Source organism: Paractinoplanes globisporus DSM 43857, assembly GCF_000379645.1.
In the GTDB taxonomy this organism is placed as follows: domain Bacteria; phylum Actinomycetota; class Actinomycetes; order Mycobacteriales; family Micromonosporaceae; genus Actinoplanes; species Actinoplanes globisporus.
On the sequence record NZ_KB903306.1, the window covers coordinates 302,373 to 317,239 of the forward strand.

The window sequence follows — 14,867 nt, forward strand, 5'->3', positions numbered from 1 at the left end:
AGCGAAGTGGCGGACACGTGACAAGCATAGGCCGACGGTTACGCTCCGCCCGTGCCCGACGAAGTCCTGGTCTCGCCGGCCGAGCTCTTCGGCGACGGCGTCTTCGAGACGATCCACCTGCGCCCGTCGGGTCCGTTCCTGGCCTCGGCTCATGTGGAAAGGCTGTCGCGCTCGGCGGCTCTCCTGGATCTCGAGCCGTTGCCACTCGATCTCACCGGCCTCGTCTCGGACGGTCCGGAGAGCGCACTGCGGATCATCCGCACCCGCCGGTCGCAGCACGTCACGGTCTCCCCGATTCCGCCGGACACGCTGCGCGAGCGGGATGCCGGTGTCCGGGTGATCAGCGCCGGCCTCGGCTTCGCCCTCGGCGGCAAGCCACCCTGGTCGCTCTGGGAGGCCAAGATTTTGTCGTACGCCCCGAACTTCGCGGCCCGCCGCTGGGCGCGGGAGCGGGGCGCCGACGACCTGCTGTGGCTCTCCACCGAGGGCTACGCGCTGGAGTCCCCGACCGCCTCCCTGGTCTGGCTGGCCGGTTCCGACCTCTGCACGGTCCCGTGGGCCGAGGCACAGATCCTGCCCGGCACGACCGCGGCCCACCTGCTCTCGCTGGCGCCGTCGGTGGGCCTGCGCCCCGCCCACCGCATGATCACGATCGACGAACTGCGCGGGGCCGACGCGATCTGGCTCGCCTCCGCGCTGCGCGGCCTCGCCTCCGTGACGGCACTCGACGACGCACCGCGCCGCCCCTCCCCCTGGACGCCGATCCTGCGGGACCTCCTGGGCTACTAGCCGCCGATCGGTCCCGCGGTCTTCCGCACAGCGCTCGTGCCCCGCCGCCGTCCCACCTGCTGAACCGCCGTTCGCGCCGGTCACGCACAGCCGGTGGCTCGGCCGGGGGGCCATGGCCCGGGCCGCTGCATGGTTGCGCGGGGTGCGGCCCGGCCGGCTCGGTGGACGGTTGGGCCGGGCGTGCCACGGCCCGGCGGCTACCTGTTGCGCGGGGTGCGGCCGGTTGCGGTCGGCGTTGCGGCGGCGGTACGGGGCAAGTTTGAAGGCTTGGTGTGCGCATCGGACGCGTGCGTCGCAACGTTCGGCGACGGCCGGCGAACAATGACGGCTACGTGTGCGTGGTGAACACGTGCGTATCAATGTTCAGTCGTGGTCGGCGCAGCCGAACCACTCGGAAGGCCGCGGCGAACCGCTGGGGACGCGGATCCCGAAGGTGTCTAGCCGCCGATCCGGAGCAGCCGCGCCGACATGTGGGGCCGCAGCCCGCTGTCGTCGACCGCAATCTCGTGCGCGTAGAGCAGCGCGCCGTCGACCACGCCGAACAGCCGGTGCGCCCCGGTCACGTGCAGGCCGGTCGGGGTGTACGCCACCGCGTCGGCCTCCATCTCGAGCCGGGTGGTGCCGATCGCCTTGCCCAGGTACAGCTCGGCCGTGCCCTCGGGCGAGATGATCGTCGCCTCCATCTCGTCGCCGGCCCGGCCGTCGACCAGCACCGGCCGCCAGAACCCGGACTCGACCAGCCACGGGCCGATCGGTTTCGACTCGTCGTCGAGCAGCCACGAGCGCGACTCGAAGCGCAGGAACGGCCGCCCGTCGTGGCTTATCCGCATCTCCTGGGCGAAGTTGTAGTCGTCGTCCGCGGGGAAGCCGCCCTGCCCGCGCCCGCGCCACAACCCCACGAACGGCAGCAGCCCGAGCAGCGCGGGGTGCAGGTCGGCGCCCTGGCGCAGGTCGTGGGTGTCCTCGTAGGGCGACGGGTCGACCGGCGGCGCGTTCAACCACGGAGGTGGGCCCAGGGGGTTCTCCGACTCGCCGCTCACCAACGCCCCCTCGAAATCCGAATGGCCAGATAGCCGAACCCACCCGCCAGCGCGCCCAAACCGGCGACCAGCAGGCTCACGAACCCGATCTCCGTAACCATGACCGGCCCATCTTATGCTGACCGGCATGGCACGTTTGCTGGTCGTCAAGGCAACCGCCGGCGCGGACGCTCCCGAGCGCTGCTCACAGGCCTTCACGGTGGCGTCGACCGCCGTGGCGTCCGGCGTGGACGTCTCGTTCTGGCTGACCGGCGAGTCCACCTGGTTCGCCCTGCCCGGCCGGGCCGCCGAGTTCGAGTTGCCGCACGCGGCGCCCCTGCCCGACCTGCTCGACATCCTGCTGGCCAACGGCCGGGTGACGGCCTGCACCCAGTGCGCCGCCCGCCGCGACATCACCCCCGGCGACGTCCTGCCCGGCATCCGCATCGCCGGCGCCGCGGTCTTCGTCGAGGAGGTCACCGCCGAGGGCGCGCAGGCCCTGGTCTACTGACAACCGGTGCTCAGACTTACCCGCAGCTGCTCGGCGTCGGGCACCACAACGACTGACAAACCCGTTTTCCGGTACGCCCACGCGGCCGCATCCGACCGCACGATGGCCGCCCCCGCGCTCAGCGTCCCCATCCGCGCCGCGAGATCGGACGGCGGCGGGACGTCCACGGTGTAGCTGGCCGCGACCCCGCCATCCGGACAGTCCACAGCCCGCACCTCGGGCTTGGCGTCCTTGGCCCCCAGCCCGCTCAGCACCGTCACCAGCTCACCTGGCACCGCCCCCGCCGCCGGGTCGGCCTTGTTCACCGTGCTCTCCGGCCCCGGCCGGCACCCGCTGGTCAGCCGCAGGGTGAGCACCTTCGCCGTGGCCGCCGCCGAGGTGTCGATCCCGATGAAGTTCCCCGCGTCCGCGTGCATCCCGAGCCGGGTCCCGCCCCGGCTCTCGCCGACGCCGGCCTGATATGCCGCCGGCAGCCCGCCCGCGATCGCGTCGAGCACACCCTTGGCGTCCCCCTCGCGCACGTAGACGGTGAGGTCCCGGGCCGCCATCCACCCGTGCCGCACCGGCGTGATCCGGCAGTCCCCGATCAGCTCCAGCTCGCCCAGCACGACGACCCGCCCGTCCCCGTCGGCCGCCGCGTAGACCACTCCCGCCGCCCGCTGCAGCTCGGGCACGGCCTGCGCGATGTCCCGCTGCTCGGGCACGGTCGCCGGCGAATGCCACACCGACCAGCTCCCGACCACCACAATCACGACAATCCACGCCACAACCAGCCCAACCAGCCACCGCCGCCGCTTGCCGGCCGGCGGCGCCTCTCCCAGCTGAGCCGTCACGGCAGCCATGGTGACACGCCGCGTCATCGGGGACGCCAACTCGGGGTGCGTTGTCGCGGAGCAGCTAGTCGTAGGACTAGAATCGATGCCACCGAGGGCGTCGCGGAGAGGGAGCGCACATGGGCGGGTCAAGGAACTGGGCGGAGACGACCGGCGACGGTCCCGAGCAACGCCGGCGGGTCTGCGAGCAGCTCCTGGTCACCGTGGGCTGTGCCCAGCTGGCCCAGATCCGCAAGGATTCCGGGCTGACCCAGGCCACCTTGGGCGCGGCCATCGGGCTGAGCCGGGGCCGGATCAGCCAGATCGAGCGCGGCGAGCCGGTCAGCCTGGACGTGCTGCGGAAGTACGTGGCCGGCCTGGGCGGCGAGGTCGAGGTCGGCGCCCGGTTCGGAGGCCTGTGGTTGAGGATGCGCTGAGCCCCGGGCTCAGCTCTTGGCGAGGCGTTGGAGGGCGCCGACGGCGACGTCGGGGCGGGTCGTGTACCAGAACGGCGGTAGCGACTTGCGCAAGAAAGCGCCGTAGCCGCGGGCGGTTTCCAGCCGCGAGTCGAGGACGGCGACGACGCCCTTGTCGCCCGACGAGCGGATCAGGCGGCCGACGCCCTGGGCCAGGCGGATCGCGGCGATCGGGACGCTGACCGCGGCGAAACCGGAGCCGCCGGCCGCGTCGACGGCGGCGGAGCGGGCGGCCGCGAGCGGCTCGTCGGGGCGGGGGAACGGGAGGCGGTCGATGACCACCAGCTGGCAGGCCTCGCCGGGGACGTCGACGCCCTGCCACAGGGACATGACGCCGAACAGGCAGCTGGCCTTGTCTTCCCGGAACTTGCGGACCAGCAGGGGCAGCGCTTCCTCGCCCTGCAGCAGGATCGGCAGGTCGGTGCGGGCGCGCAGCAGCTCGGCGGCTTGGGTCGCGGCCCGGCGGGAGGAGAACAGGCCCAGCGTGCGGCCGCCCAGCGCGGTGACCAGCGTGATGAGCTCCTCGCCGGCGGCGTCGGGCAGGCCGGAGGCGGCGGGGCGGGGCAGGTGCGCCGCCACGTACAGAATCCCCTGCTTGGGATAGTCGAAGGGGGAGCCGACGTCGAGTGACGTCCAGCCGTCGCCGGCCGTCGGCGGGGCCTGCGGGGTGAGCGCGCCGGGCGCGGCCGTCTCGGCGACCGCGCCCCGGGCGGACGGCACGGTGGGCGCGGCGACCGGCAGGCCGAGCGAGCGAGCCACCGTGTCGAACCGGCCGCCGAGGGTCAGCGTGGCCGAGGTGGCGACGACGGTACGGTCGGAGTACAGCCCCTGTGCCAGCGTGCCGGCGACCGAGAGCGGCGCGACCACCAGCGCACGGCGGCCGGTGCCGAGGTCGGATTTCTCGACCCAGGCCACGTCGAAATCGGACTCCTCCAACAGTCGCTGGGCCGTCTCGAAAAGGTCGTCGAGCGCCGCCTTGGCCTGCTGTTTGCGTACGGGATCGGGGTCGTCGCTCTTGATCTCGCCGATCGCGCTCAGCGCGGCGCGGGCGGCCGATTCGAGCAGGGTGACCGCCTGATGAAGGGGCGGGGGCAGGCCGGCGGTGAGCCGGCCGGCCGGGATGTCGGCCAGCCCGACCGTGAGCGCGTCGGCGGCCTCGGCCAGCGACTCGGAGGCGGCCGGCGGGATGAGCTTGCCGGAGCGGCGGGCCGAGCGCTCGATCGCGTCGGGGGTCAGCTCGGCCTGCGCCGCCGAGGAGACGCGGTCGGCGAGCTCGTGCGCCTCGTCGATGACCAGCAGCTTGTGCGGCGGGACGATGTGCCGGTCGGCGAGCATGTCGACCGCGAGCAGGCTGTGGTTGGTCACCACCACGTCGGCCTCGCGGGCGCGGACGCGGCTGGCCTCGGCGAAGCACTCGGCGCCGTACGGGCATTTCGAGGCGCCGACACAGTCGCGGGCCGGCATGGACACCTGCCGCCAGGCCGTGTCGTCGACGCCGGGGTCGAGCTCGTCGCGGTCGCCGGTGTCCGTCTTTTCCGACCACGTACGCAGGCGTTGAATTTGTTTGCCGAGCTTGCCCGCCTCGCCGAGCCACTGGGTGGCGCGCCGCGGCGCGTCGTCGAAGAGGGTGTCGGTCGGCTCTTCCTCGTCGGCGTGCTCCATCTTGGCCAGGCACAGGTAGTGGTGGCGGCCCTTGAGCACGGCGAACGTGGGGCGGCGGCCGAGGACCGGCTCGACCGCGTCGGCCAGCCGGGGCAGGTCGTGCTCGACGAGCTGGTTTTGCAGGGCGAGGGTGGCGGTGGAGACCACGACCGGGCCGTCGACCAGCAGGGCCGGTGTCAGGTAGGCCAGGCTCTTGCCGGTGCCCGTGCCGGCCTGGACGAGCAGATGCTCGCGGTCGCGCACGGCCTTGTCGATGGCGCTCGCCATCGCCTGCTGACCGGGGCGGGCGGAGCCACCCGGGACCGCGCCGACCGCGGCCGAGAGAAGTTGTTCGGCGGTCGCCTTCTTGGTAGCTGCGGGCACGCAGAGACGGTACCCGCCACCACCGACAGAAGCCGACCACCGTTAGGGTTCTCGCATGCCGCACGACGACATGGTCCGGGTCGTCTACACGAAGTACGACGGTTCGGCCCACCGGGACTATCCGGCGCGCCGCTTCGACTCCGACGACCTGGGCGTCTGGGTCGGTGTGACGCGCGGCACACCGTCGGTCTATCACGGCCGGCCGTCCGTGGAGCAGATCCCGTTCGTGCTGCTGATCCCCCACCACGCGTGGTGGACCGGCATGTTCAACCCGCAGCCGCGCACCAGCGAGGTGTACTGCGACATCACCACGCCCGCCCGCTGGGAGGGCGACACGGTGCACATCATCGACCTCGACCTCGACGTGGTGCGCCGGCGCGAGACGGGCCTGGTCGAGCTGCGCGACGAGGACGAGTTCGAGGACCACCGGGTCGGTTTCGGCTACCCCGACTACCTGGTCGACGAGGCCCGGGCCGCGGCGAGCCGGCTGCTCGTGGCGCTCGGCGACGGCAGCGAGCCGTTCGCCGGGCAGTACCACAAATACCTACAGCAGGTCGCTCAGCAATAGCTTCTCCGGGTTGAGCTGGCTGAACAGGCCGGTGATCTGACCGTTGTCGACGGCGATCGCGAGCACCGCGCGCAGCGGCCGCCCGCTCGCATGGTGTCCGGTCGCGAGCAGCCCGAGCGAGCCGTTGACCAGCACCGTCTCGACCTCGACCTCGCCCAGCCCGGCGAGGATGCCGAGGTAGAAGCGGGCCACCTTGTCGGCCCCGAGGACCGGGCGGGTGCCGACGCCGGGCACCAGGCCGCCGCCGTCGCCGATCGCCACCACGTCCGGCGCGAGCAGCGCGGCCAGCGCCTGCAGGTCGCCGCCGTTGGCCGCCTCGAGGAACGCGTCGAGCACCCGGCGCTGCTCGGCCAGGTCGGCGGTGTGCCGCACCCCGTCCTGGGCGACGGCCCGGCGGCCCCGGGAGGCGTGCTGCCGCGCGGCGCTCTCGGTGGTGCCGAGTACGGTGGCCACGTCCTCGAACGGCATCCCGAACGCGTCGTGCAGGACCAGCGCCACGCGCTGCTCCGGCGTGAGCTTTTCGAGGACCACCAGCAGGGCGAGACCGACCTGGTCGCTCATCTCCGCGCGGGCGGCGGGTCCGGCGTCCGGTTCGATCACGTACGACGGAAGCCACTGTCCCGGGTAGGCGGTGCGGCTCACCCGGGCCGACTTGAGCACGTCCAGGCAGATGCGACCGGTGACCGTCGTGAGCCAGCCGCGCACATCGCGTATCTCGCCGCCGTCGCGCGCCTTGGCGTAGCGCAGCCACGCCTCCTGCACCGCGTCCTCGGCCTCGGCCCGGCTGCCCAGCATCCGGTAGGCGACGGCCATCAGGTGCGGCCGCTCGGCCTCGAACTCGGTGGTGGTCAGGGACGGCATGGGGGAATTCTGCGCGACATTGCCCGGGCACGGGTATCGGATGTGACACAGTAGTAACACGCATTTCGGACTAATCGGATGGTGCACGGTGAACGGTGCGACGATCGCCGGGGGGCTGACCGGCCTCGCCGCAGTGGCCGGTGCGGTCTCCGCCCGGACGATCCTGCTCCGCCGGCCCGGGCCGTACCAGCCGTCGGGGCACGCCCTGCCCGGGCCGAAGGCGGCCGACCCGCTCCCCGAGGTGCTCCGGCGCGGGCTGGGCGGGCTCACGGTGCCGGTCACGCCCGGTCCGCACGGCGAGCTCTTCATCGGACCCGGCGGCCCACAGCCGGGGCGTACGCTGCGCCGGCTCGTGCTGACCCCGCTCTTCGCCCGAGCCAAGAGCCGGGGCGGGCGGCTCGCCCGGGAGCAGCAGACGCCGTTCCGGCTCGTCGTCGAGTTCACCGGCGCCAACCGCGAGGCGGAGACTCTGCTGCGCGCGTACGCGATGCTCGACCAGCAGCTGCGGGACCACGCCGCGCTGCTCAGCCACTGCGACGGCGACACCCTCGTCCCGGGCGCCGTCACCGTGTCCGTGTGCGGCATCGTCGACGTACGCGAACTGCTCGCCACCCAGCGCACGCGGTACGCCTTCGCCGACGGCACGTTCGACGATCTCGGCTCCCAGTCGGCGCCGCCCACCCTGGTCCCGGTGATCAGCGAGCCGTGGACCCGCCGGTTCGGCTGGGACGGCCGCGAGCCGATCCCGGCCGAGGAGCGTCACCTGCTGCACGCGATCGTCCGCCAGGCCCACGACGACGGCCGCATCGTGCGGATCGCCGGTCTCCCGGCGGGTTCCGGCCGGGCGCGGCGGGCGATCTGGACCGAACTGGGCGCGGCCGGGGTCGACGTGATCGCGGACCGTGACCAGCGCGGCCTGGTCCGTCACCTGCGCCGCCACCCGGTCAGCCGGGTGCCGGCCGCTACGCTGCCGACCCGGGCGGTCCGGCGCACGTCGCCTCGACCGCACGCGCCCCGGCCCGACCGCCGTACGGAATCGGTGTAGCGACAGGTATCACCCTTCACCCGGGCGGGCAAACACGAGGTGAACCGGGAAGGACCGCTAGCATGCGTGGAGATCCATCCCAAGCCCGTCGATCGAGGTCCGCGCTGTGAAGTTCTCCTTCCGCCCCGTCGAGGGCGCCTTCTACGATCTCTTCACCGCCGCCGCGCGCAATCTCGTCAAGGGCACCGAGCTTCTCAACGAACTGGCACTGCCCGGAGTGGACGTCCAGTCGGTCAGCGAGCGGCTGACCGATGTGGAGCACGACAGCGACCAGATCACCCACGATCTGTACAAGAAGATCAATTCCACCTTCATCACCCCGTTCGACCGGGCCGACATCTACTCGCTCGGCTCCCAGCTCGACGACGTGATGGACCACCTCGAGGCGGTCGGCAACCTCCTCTACCTGTACGGGCTGACCGAGCTGCCCTCGCTGCCGCGCGAGATGCACGAGCTCATCAACGTGCTCGACCAGCAGTCCAAGGTGACCGCCGAGGCGATGCCGCGGCTGCGCTCGATGAAGGGTCTCGACGAGTACTGGATCGAGATCAACCGGCTCGAGAACGACGGCGACCGGGCGTACCGGATGCTGCTTGTCCGGCTCTTCTCCGGCGAGTACGACGCGCTCACCGTGCTCAAGATGAAGGAGGTGGCCGACGAGCTCGAGGCCGCCTGCGACGCCTTCGAGCACGTGGCGAACACGGTCGAAACCATCGCGGTCAAGGAGTCGTAGACCTTGTCCGCCGAGTTCGTCGCCGTCCTCGCGGTGATCGTGGTGGCGATGGTGTTCGACTACACCAACGGCTTCCACGACGCGGCCAACGCGATCGCCACCAGCGTCAGCACCCGCGCCCTGACCCCGCGCGTGGCGCTGCTGATGGCCGCGGCCGGCAACTTCATCGGCACCCACTTCGGCGGCAAGGTCGCGCAGACCGTCGGCAGCGGCATCATCGACGTGCCGCAGACGATGAGCGGCCTCGGCGTGGTCTTCGCCGGCGTGATCGGCGGGATCCTCTGGAACCTGGTCACCTGGTATTTCGGCCTGCCGTCATCCTCGACGCACGCGCTGATCGGCGGCCTGGTCGGCGCGGCCCTCGGCGCCGGCTACACAGTGAAGTGGGACGGCATCCTCGACAAGGTCGTCATCCCGATGGTGGCGTCACCCCTGGCCGGCTTCGTCGCCGGCTTCCTGTTCATGCTCGCCCTGATGTGGATCTTCCGAACCGGCCGTCCGAGCAAGCTCAACCGCGGTTTCCGGTACGCCCAGACGGTGTCGGCGGCCGCAATGTCGATCGGCCACGGCCTCCAGGACGCCGCGAAGACGATCGGCGTGATCGTCCTGGCCCTCTACGTGGGCGGCTATCAGGACACGACCACGGACATCCCGCAGTGGACGTACTGGACGTCGGCGACGGTGCTGGCGCTCGGCACGTACGCGGGCGGCTGGCGCATCATCCGCACCCTGGGCCGGAAAATCATCGACCTGGGCCCACCCGAGGGCTTCGCCGCCGAGACCGTCGCGAGCACCCTGCTCTTCACCTTCGGCATCGGCCTGGGCGCCCCGATCAGCACCACCCACACGATCACCTCGGCCATCATGGGCGTCGGCGCCACCAAGAAGCTCTCCGCCGTCCGCTGGGGCGTGGCCGGCAACATCGTCGGCGCCTGGCTCCTCACCTTCCCGGGCGCCGGCCTGCTCGCCGCCCTCTGCTACTTCGCCACCCGCCCCCTCTTCGCCTGATCAGTCGGCCATCCGACTCGGCCGCGATGGGCGTTTTCCTTGAATGGATCGGCAGCCCATGTAACCTTAGTGGCTATCCTTTAACAGAGTGCCGGTTCAGTAAAGGTTAGCGACGATGGCTGAGCTCCGCGAAGCACATTGGGACATCTCCTGGCACGCCCCAGCGCGCCGGGATCAGCGCGGCGGACACTTCAAAACCTATGTTCCCGACGACCTGCTCACCAGGCCGATCGTGCTGAGCCCGACGCTGGCGAGGACGGCCGCTCAGGTGGAGAACGCCGTCCGCGGGCTGACCGACGCACCCGCCTCCATGGGCCTGGAAAGCCTTGCCCGGTTCCTGTTGCGCTCGGAGGCGATCGCCTCGTCCCGCATCGAGGGACTCCAGGTCTCGGCACAACAGGTGGCGCTCGCCGAGTTGGCGACCATGGAGCAGACTCCCATCGCCGGATTCACCGAGAACGCTCGGCTGGTTGCCAACAACATCGTCACCCTGCGGCAGGCCGCCGGTGATCTGGCCAAGTGCGACGCGATCAAACCGCGAAGCTTCTGCGACCTCCACCAGGCACTCCTCCCCGAGCATCCCCAGCAGGGTCTTCGCGATCGCCAGAACTGGATCGGCGGCAGCGACTGGCATCCGCTCACCGCCGACTTCGTGCCCCCACCTCCGGAGGAGGTCCCTCGGCTGATCGAGGATCTGGCCGACTACCTGAGCGGGGCGGTTCACGCGCCGCTCCTGCAGGCCGCGCTCGTTCACGCCCAGTTCGAGACTATTCACCCGTTCGCTGACGGCAACGGACGAGTCGGCCGGGCGCTGATCCACACCGTTCTGACTCGCCGCGGGCTCACCCGCACGGCCGTGTTGCCGGTCAGCCTCGTCCTTCTGACCAGGTCACAGGAGTACATCCAAGGGCTGACCGCCTACCGGTACCTCGGCGCCGCGGGCAGCCCGGAGGCGGCGGGGGGTGTCGCTCAGTGGTTCGAGACCTTCCTCCAAGCCGTCAGCGTGGCCGTCGAGCAGGCGCGGCAGTTCGTCACCCAGCTCGCCGAGCTCCAACGCCTGTGGGCGGAGCGACATTCGGCGCACCGGCTACGCGCGGGCGCGCGCCCCCAGCCGCGGGCGGATTCCGCGGTGATGAGGCTGCTGCCGCTGCTACCGGAGGCGCCGGTGCTCACCACTCAGTCGGCGCAGCGCCTCCTGGGGCTTTCCTTCCCGGCCGCGCGGGCCGCACTGGAGGATCTCGCGGAGGCGGGCATCCTGGGCCGGAAACAGGTCGACCGGGGTACCACCGCCTACCTCGCCCGTGACGTGTTCGACCTGTTGACGTCGACGGAGCGCCAGCTCGCCAGCACCCGGTGGGACACGCGAGAGTCGGCACCGCGGCGCCCCGCCCCGGCTCGACCACAGAGTCGATAGCCGCCGCTACTCGGCCAGGGGGCCGTCGCCGATTGCGCCGCGTAGACGGTCGCTGGCCTCCTCCAGGACGGTGAGGGCCTGGTCGCGGCGATCGGGGGCGGTCGGGTCCAGGGCCAGCTCGGCGAGGTCGGACCAGACCTGCTCGATCTCGGGGAGGACGTCGCGGCCGGCCTCCGTCACGACAATGCGGACCTGGCGGCGGTCGCCGGGGACCGCCTCTCTGCGGAACCAGCCGCCGCCGCCCAAGTGGGACAGGCCGCGGGTGGCGGTGGGTGGCTCGACGCCGAGGCGGCAGGCCAGCTCCGAGACGGTCAGGCCGGCGGGCTCCTGAGCCAGCAGCCCGCGGAGGCGATCACGCGGGTGGCCGAAGGGCTCGGCCCGGTGGCGGTGCTGGTCGCGAACGCCGTGGCCTGGCCGGAGCGGGCCGCGGCCGACACGTGGGAGTCGCTTCTCGACGGCCTCACGGCCAACGTGGTCGGCACGCTGGCGCTGGTCGAGGCGGTCCTGCCCGGGATGCGGGCGGCCGGCTGGGGCCGGATCGTGCTGATCTCCTCCGACGTGGTGGAGCAGCCGCTGCCGGCCGCCGCGTCTTATCCGGCGGCCAAGGGCGCGCTCGAGACGGCCGCCCGCGTGCTCGCCGCGCGAGAGGCCCGGCACGGCATCCTCACCAACGTGGTGCGGCCGGGCTTCACGCTCACCGAGCGGGCGTTGACCACCCCGGGCTTCGGACGATCCGTGATCGACGCCGAGGGCGCCAAGACCCCGACCGGCCGCATCTGTACGCCCCAGGAAGTCGCCTCCGCGGTCACCTACCTCGGCTCGGCCGCGAACGGGCACGTCAACGGTGAGGTGCTGTCCCTGGCCGGGGGCCGGCACCTCACCCGGTGACTGCTACAGCGACCACCAGACCGTCGTGTCGGGCGGGATCACGATCGTGTCGTCCTCGATGGTGACCGGGCCGCTGGCGATGAGCAGCTCCCCCGGCGCGGGCAGGCGCACCGGCGACGCGGTCATGTTGACCGTGCAGCGGAAGTTGGCGCCGCGGTCGAAGGCGAGGATCCCCTCCGGCGCGTCCTGCCAGGTCAGGGGCTCCGGGCCGGCGACGACCTTGCGGCGCAGGGCCAGCGCGTCGCGGTACATGGTCAGCGTCGAGCCGGGCACGCCGTCCTGGGCGGCCACGCTCAGCTCGGCCCACGAGTCGGGCTGCGGCAGCCATGACGGGCCGCCGTCCGGGCCGAAACCGTACGGCGCGGACGTGCCCGACCACGGGATCGGCACCCGGCACCCGTCGCGGTAGCCGTCCTGGCCGTCGGCGCGGTGGAACGCCGGGTCCTGGCGTGCCTCCGGCGGCAGGTCGACGACCTCGGGCAGGCCCAGCTCCTCGCCCTGGTAGAGGTAGGCCGAGCCGGGCAGCGCGAACAGCAGCAGCGAGGCGGCGCGGGCCCGGCGGAGGCCGGCGATCGGGTCGACCTCGGTGGGCTTCTTGCCGGCGACCTCGCCCTGCTCCTCCTGCATCAAGCGGTTGCTGTGCCGTACGACGTCGTGGTTGGAAAGCGTCCAGGTGGTGGGCGCGCCGACCGCGTCGTTGGCCGTGAGCGAGGCGTCGATCATGGAGTGCTGGGCGGGGACCTTCCACGCGGTGCTCAGGTAGCTGAAGTTGAACGCCTGGTGCAGCTCGTCGGGACGCACGTAGTCGGCGACCCGGGCCAGCGTGGGCGCCCAGGCCTCGGCCACGGCGATCCGGTCGCCGGGGTACTCGTCGAGGATCGCGCGCCAGCTGCGATAGATGTCGTGCACGCCGTCCTGGTCGAAGCACGGGCTCTCGCCGACGTCCAGCAGGTGCCATGTGGTGTCCCGACCGATGTCCGGCAGGCCCTTCTCCTTGACCAGGCCGTGCGCCACGTCGATCCGGAATCCGTCGACGCCGAGGTCGAGCCAGAAGCGGAGGATCGTACGGAACTCGTCGGCGACGGCCGGGTGATCCCAGTTGAAGTCGGGCTGCTCGGGAGTGAACAGATGCAGGTACCACTCGCCGTCGGCCACCCGGGTCCAGGCCGGCCCGCCGAAGATCGAGGGCCAGTCGTTGGGCGGCAACTCCCCGGACGAACCGCGGCCCTCGCGGAAGTGGTACCGGGCGCGCAGCGGCGAGCCGGGGCCCCCGGCGAGCGCCTGCTTGAACCACTCGTGCTGGTCGGACGAGTGGTTGGGCACCAGGTCCACGATCACGCGCAGGCCCAGGTCGTGGGCGTCGGCGACGAGGGACCGGGCGTCGTCGATCGAGCCGAAGATCGGGTCGACGGTGCGGTAGTCGGCGACGTCGTAGCCGGCGTCGGCCTGCGGGGACAGGTAGAACGGCGAGAGCCAGACCGCGTCGACACCCAGGTCGCGCAGGTAGGGCAGCCGGCTGCGGATGCCGGGCAGGTCGCCGATGCCGTCGCCGTTCGCGTCGGCGAAGCTGCGCGGATAGATCTGATAGATCACCGCGTCGCGCCACCAGGCCGGGGGTAGATCGCTCATGACGCGACGGTATCAGGTTACTAACTCGTGTTACATCAACGGTTTGACCGCCGAGTCACGAACGATCAGCGAGGTGCCGAGCAGCTGATGGGGATGCTGGTCCTCCCCCCGGATGGCGGAGATGAGGAACGAGGCGGCGCTACGGCCCTTCGTGACGATGGGCTGGCGCACCGTCGTCAGCCGCGGCCGGAACCAGGCCGACTCGGCGAGGTCGTCGAAACCGGTCACCGAGACCTGATCGGGCACGGACAGCCCGAGCTCCTGCAGCGCGTCGACCGCGCCGTACGCGAGCACGTCGGAGAGGGCCATGATCGCGGTCGGCCGGGGATCGCCGGCCATCAGCGCCTTGGTGGCCCGATAGCCGTCGACCCGGGTCACCGGCACCTCGGCCAGCGCCACGTCGGCCATGGTCAGGTCCGAACCGGCCAGCGCCTCGGTGATGCCGGTCATCCGGCGGCCGAGGGGCCCGCGATAACCGCGGGTGGCGACGTCGGCGCCCGGGTCGATCGAGAGCACCCCGAGGCGGCGATGGCCCAGCTCCAGGAGGTACCGGGTGACCTCGCGGGCACCGCCGCGGTCGTCGACCTCGACGCTCGGCGCGTTCTCGTACCGGTCGGAGTCGATCAGCACGAACGGGATGTCGCGCCGCTCCAGCTCGACGACCTCGGCGCCCTCGGTCTCGAGCCCGCAGACGATGAAGCCGTCCACCGCCGCGTACGGGATGGCCTTGAGAACCGAGTCTTGCAAGGGCGGGGTGAGCAGGAGCGTGTAGCCCTCCTGGTCGCAGATCTGCCCGACACCCATCAGGAAGCGGGCGTAGTACGGGTTCTCCAGGATCTGGGCCAGGCGCTGCGGCAGCAGGACGCCGATCGAGTTCGTGGTGCCCGCCTGCAGCATCCGGGCCAGCGTGTTGGGGGTGTACCCGAGCTCGGTGGCCACCGCGAGGATCCGTTCGCGGGTGGCCGCCGAGATGCGCTGCGGGTTGTTGAACGCGAACGAGACGGCGGACCGGGAGACACCCGCGGCCGCGGCCACATCGCTGGACGTCGGCTTGCCGCCGACCTTTCTCGACGGCATGGAGCCACTGTA

The 14,867-nt window shown here is 71.7% G+C and carries 17 protein-coding genes; 9 read left to right on the top strand and 8 right to left on the bottom strand.

The window, feature by feature from the left end; genetic code table 11:
* The first annotated feature begins 51 nt into the window (after positions 1-51).
* Entirely contained in the window at positions 52-789 is a 738-nt protein-coding gene (locus A3CQ_RS0121780; protein WP_020513068.1) for an aminotransferase class IV, read from the top strand.
* Between the two features lie 437 nt (positions 790-1,226).
* Here A3CQ_RS0121780 and A3CQ_RS0121785 read toward each other — a convergent pair whose 3' ends face one another.
* Positions 1,227-1,829, bottom strand: a complete 603-nt coding sequence (locus A3CQ_RS0121785; RefSeq protein ID WP_026206005.1) for a heme-binding beta-barrel domain-containing protein — start codon at positions 1,827-1,829, stop codon at positions 1,227-1,229.
* Positions 1,826-1,930 carry a small membrane protein MtfM gene (gene mtfM / locus A3CQ_RS63705; protein WP_020513070.1) on the bottom strand — a complete coding sequence of 35 codons (105 nt, stop codon included), beginning with the start codon at positions 1,928-1,930 and terminating at the stop codon, positions 1,826-1,828. Before mtfM ends, A3CQ_RS0121785 begins: the two co-directional genes overlap by 4 nt.
* A 14-nt stretch (positions 1,931-1,944) precedes the next feature.
* Between mtfM and A3CQ_RS0121795 the strand changes: the two genes are divergently transcribed.
* A complete protein-coding gene (locus A3CQ_RS0121795; protein WP_020513071.1) occupies positions 1,945-2,319 on the top strand; it encodes a DsrE family protein in 375 nt (124 codons plus the stop codon).
* On the opposite strand, the gene A3CQ_RS0121800 is transcribed toward A3CQ_RS0121795, so the two are convergent.
* On the bottom strand, positions 2,313-3,152 hold the full coding sequence (locus A3CQ_RS0121800) for a hypothetical protein (protein WP_157296131.1): 840 nt from the start codon (positions 3,150-3,152) through the stop codon (positions 2,313-2,315). The genes A3CQ_RS0121795 and A3CQ_RS0121800 overlap by 7 nt on opposite strands.
* Before the next feature lie 119 nt (positions 3,153-3,271).
* Here A3CQ_RS0121800 and A3CQ_RS0121805 point away from each other — a divergent pair, with 119 nt between their 5' ends.
* Positions 3,272-3,568: a helix-turn-helix domain-containing protein gene (locus A3CQ_RS0121805; RefSeq protein ID WP_020513073.1), complete on the top strand. Its 297-nt coding sequence runs from the start codon at positions 3,272-3,274 to the stop codon at positions 3,566-3,568.
* Positions 3,569-3,577: 9 nt separating this feature from the next.
* On the opposite strand, the gene A3CQ_RS0121810 is transcribed toward A3CQ_RS0121805, so the two are convergent.
* Positions 3,578-5,632 carry a helicase C-terminal domain-containing protein gene (locus A3CQ_RS0121810; RefSeq protein WP_020513074.1) on the bottom strand — a complete coding sequence of 685 codons (2,055 nt, stop codon included), beginning with the start codon at positions 5,630-5,632 and terminating at the stop codon, positions 3,578-3,580.
* A gap of 55 nt (positions 5,633-5,687) precedes the next feature.
* Here A3CQ_RS0121810 and A3CQ_RS0121815 point away from each other — a divergent pair, with 55 nt between their 5' ends.
* Entirely contained in the window at positions 5,688-6,200 is a 513-nt protein-coding gene (locus A3CQ_RS0121815) for a DUF402 domain-containing protein (RefSeq protein ID WP_020513075.1), read from the top strand.
* Here the strand turns inward: A3CQ_RS0121815 and sigJ are convergent.
* The gene (sigJ, locus tag A3CQ_RS0121820) at positions 6,177-7,061 is read right to left on the bottom strand and encodes an RNA polymerase sigma factor SigJ (protein WP_020513076.1); all 885 of its coding nucleotides are present in this window, start codon (positions 7,059-7,061) and stop codon (positions 6,177-6,179) included. The two genes, A3CQ_RS0121815 and sigJ, sit on opposite strands and share 24 nt — an antisense overlap.
* Positions 7,062-7,149: 88 nt before the next feature.
* Between sigJ and A3CQ_RS0121825 the strand changes: the two genes are divergently transcribed.
* From A3CQ_RS0121825 to A3CQ_RS0121845, 4 genes are all read left to right on the top strand, one after another.
* Positions 7,150-8,106 carry a PI-PLC domain-containing protein gene (locus tag A3CQ_RS0121825; RefSeq protein WP_020513077.1) on the top strand — a complete coding sequence of 319 codons (957 nt, stop codon included), beginning with the start codon at positions 7,150-7,152 and terminating at the stop codon, positions 8,104-8,106.
* Between the two features lie 106 nt (positions 8,107-8,212).
* A complete protein-coding gene (locus A3CQ_RS53625) occupies positions 8,213-8,839 on the top strand; it encodes a DUF47 domain-containing protein (protein ID WP_020513078.1) in 627 nt (208 codons plus the stop codon).
* A 48-nt stretch (positions 8,840-8,887) separates the two neighbouring features.
* Positions 8,888-9,847 carry an inorganic phosphate transporter gene (locus tag A3CQ_RS0121840; protein ID WP_370657618.1) on the top strand — a complete coding sequence of 320 codons (960 nt, stop codon included), beginning with the start codon at positions 8,888-8,890 and terminating at the stop codon, positions 9,845-9,847.
* Positions 9,848-9,962: 115 nt separating this feature from the next.
* On the top strand, positions 9,963-11,261 hold the full coding sequence (locus A3CQ_RS0121845) for a Fic family protein (RefSeq protein ID WP_020513080.1): 1,299 nt from the start codon (positions 9,963-9,965) through the stop codon (positions 11,259-11,261).
* Positions 11,262-11,267: 6 nt separating this feature from the next.
* Here A3CQ_RS0121845 and A3CQ_RS64050 read toward each other — a convergent pair whose 3' ends face one another.
* Positions 11,268-11,600: a MarR family transcriptional regulator gene (locus tag A3CQ_RS64050; protein WP_085944327.1), complete on the bottom strand. Its 333-nt coding sequence runs from the start codon at positions 11,598-11,600 to the stop codon at positions 11,268-11,270.
* Between A3CQ_RS64050 and A3CQ_RS53635 the strand changes: the two genes are divergently transcribed.
* Complete coding sequence (locus A3CQ_RS53635) at positions 11,508-12,149, top strand: SDR family NAD(P)-dependent oxidoreductase (protein ID WP_020513082.1); 642 nt, start codon at positions 11,508-11,510, stop codon at positions 12,147-12,149. The genes A3CQ_RS64050 and A3CQ_RS53635 overlap by 93 nt on opposite strands.
* A gap of 3 nt (positions 12,150-12,152) precedes the next feature.
* Here A3CQ_RS53635 and A3CQ_RS0121860 read toward each other — a convergent pair whose 3' ends face one another.
* Together A3CQ_RS0121860 and A3CQ_RS0121865 are read right to left on the bottom strand one after the other, a co-directional pair.
* Positions 12,153-13,778 carry a glycoside hydrolase family 13 protein gene (locus A3CQ_RS0121860; RefSeq protein ID WP_020513083.1) on the bottom strand — a complete coding sequence of 542 codons (1,626 nt, stop codon included), beginning with the start codon at positions 13,776-13,778 and terminating at the stop codon, positions 12,153-12,155.
* A 30-nt stretch (positions 13,779-13,808) separates the two neighbouring features.
* The gene (locus A3CQ_RS0121865; protein WP_020513084.1) at positions 13,809-14,855 is read right to left on the bottom strand and encodes a LacI family DNA-binding transcriptional regulator; all 1,047 of its coding nucleotides are present in this window, start codon (positions 14,853-14,855) and stop codon (positions 13,809-13,811) included.
* Positions 14,856-14,867: the final 12 nt, after the last annotated feature.

Excerpts from the sequence above, each read along its gene's own strand:
- A3CQ_RS0121845 (WP_020513080.1), top strand. The coding sequence starts at position 9,963 with ATGGCTGAGCTCCGCGAAGCACATTGGGACATCTCCTGGCACGCCCCA.
- A3CQ_RS0121860 (WP_020513083.1), bottom strand. The coding sequence starts at position 13,778 with ATGAGCGATCTACCCCCGGCCTGGTGGCGCGACGCGGTGATCTATCAG.
- A3CQ_RS0121805 (WP_020513073.1), top strand. The coding sequence starts at position 3,272 with ATGGGCGGGTCAAGGAACTGGGCGGAGACGACCGGCGACGGTCCCGAG.
- mtfM (WP_020513070.1), bottom strand. The coding sequence starts at position 1,930 with ATGGTTACGGAGATCGGGTTCGTGAGCCTGCTGGTCGCCGGTTTGGGC.
- A3CQ_RS0121865 (WP_020513084.1), bottom strand. The coding sequence starts at position 14,855 with ATGCCGTCGAGAAAGGTCGGCGGCAAGCCGACGTCCAGCGATGTGGCC.
- A3CQ_RS0121795 (WP_020513071.1), top strand. The coding sequence starts at position 1,945 with ATGCTGACCGGCATGGCACGTTTGCTGGTCGTCAAGGCAACCGCCGGC.
- A3CQ_RS0121815 (WP_020513075.1), top strand. The coding sequence starts at position 5,688 with ATGCCGCACGACGACATGGTCCGGGTCGTCTACACGAAGTACGACGGT.
- sigJ (WP_020513076.1), bottom strand. The coding sequence starts at position 7,061 with ATGCCGTCCCTGACCACCACCGAGTTCGAGGCCGAGCGGCCGCACCTG.
- A3CQ_RS0121840 (WP_370657618.1), top strand. The coding sequence starts at position 8,888 with ATGGTGTTCGACTACACCAACGGCTTCCACGACGCGGCCAACGCGATC.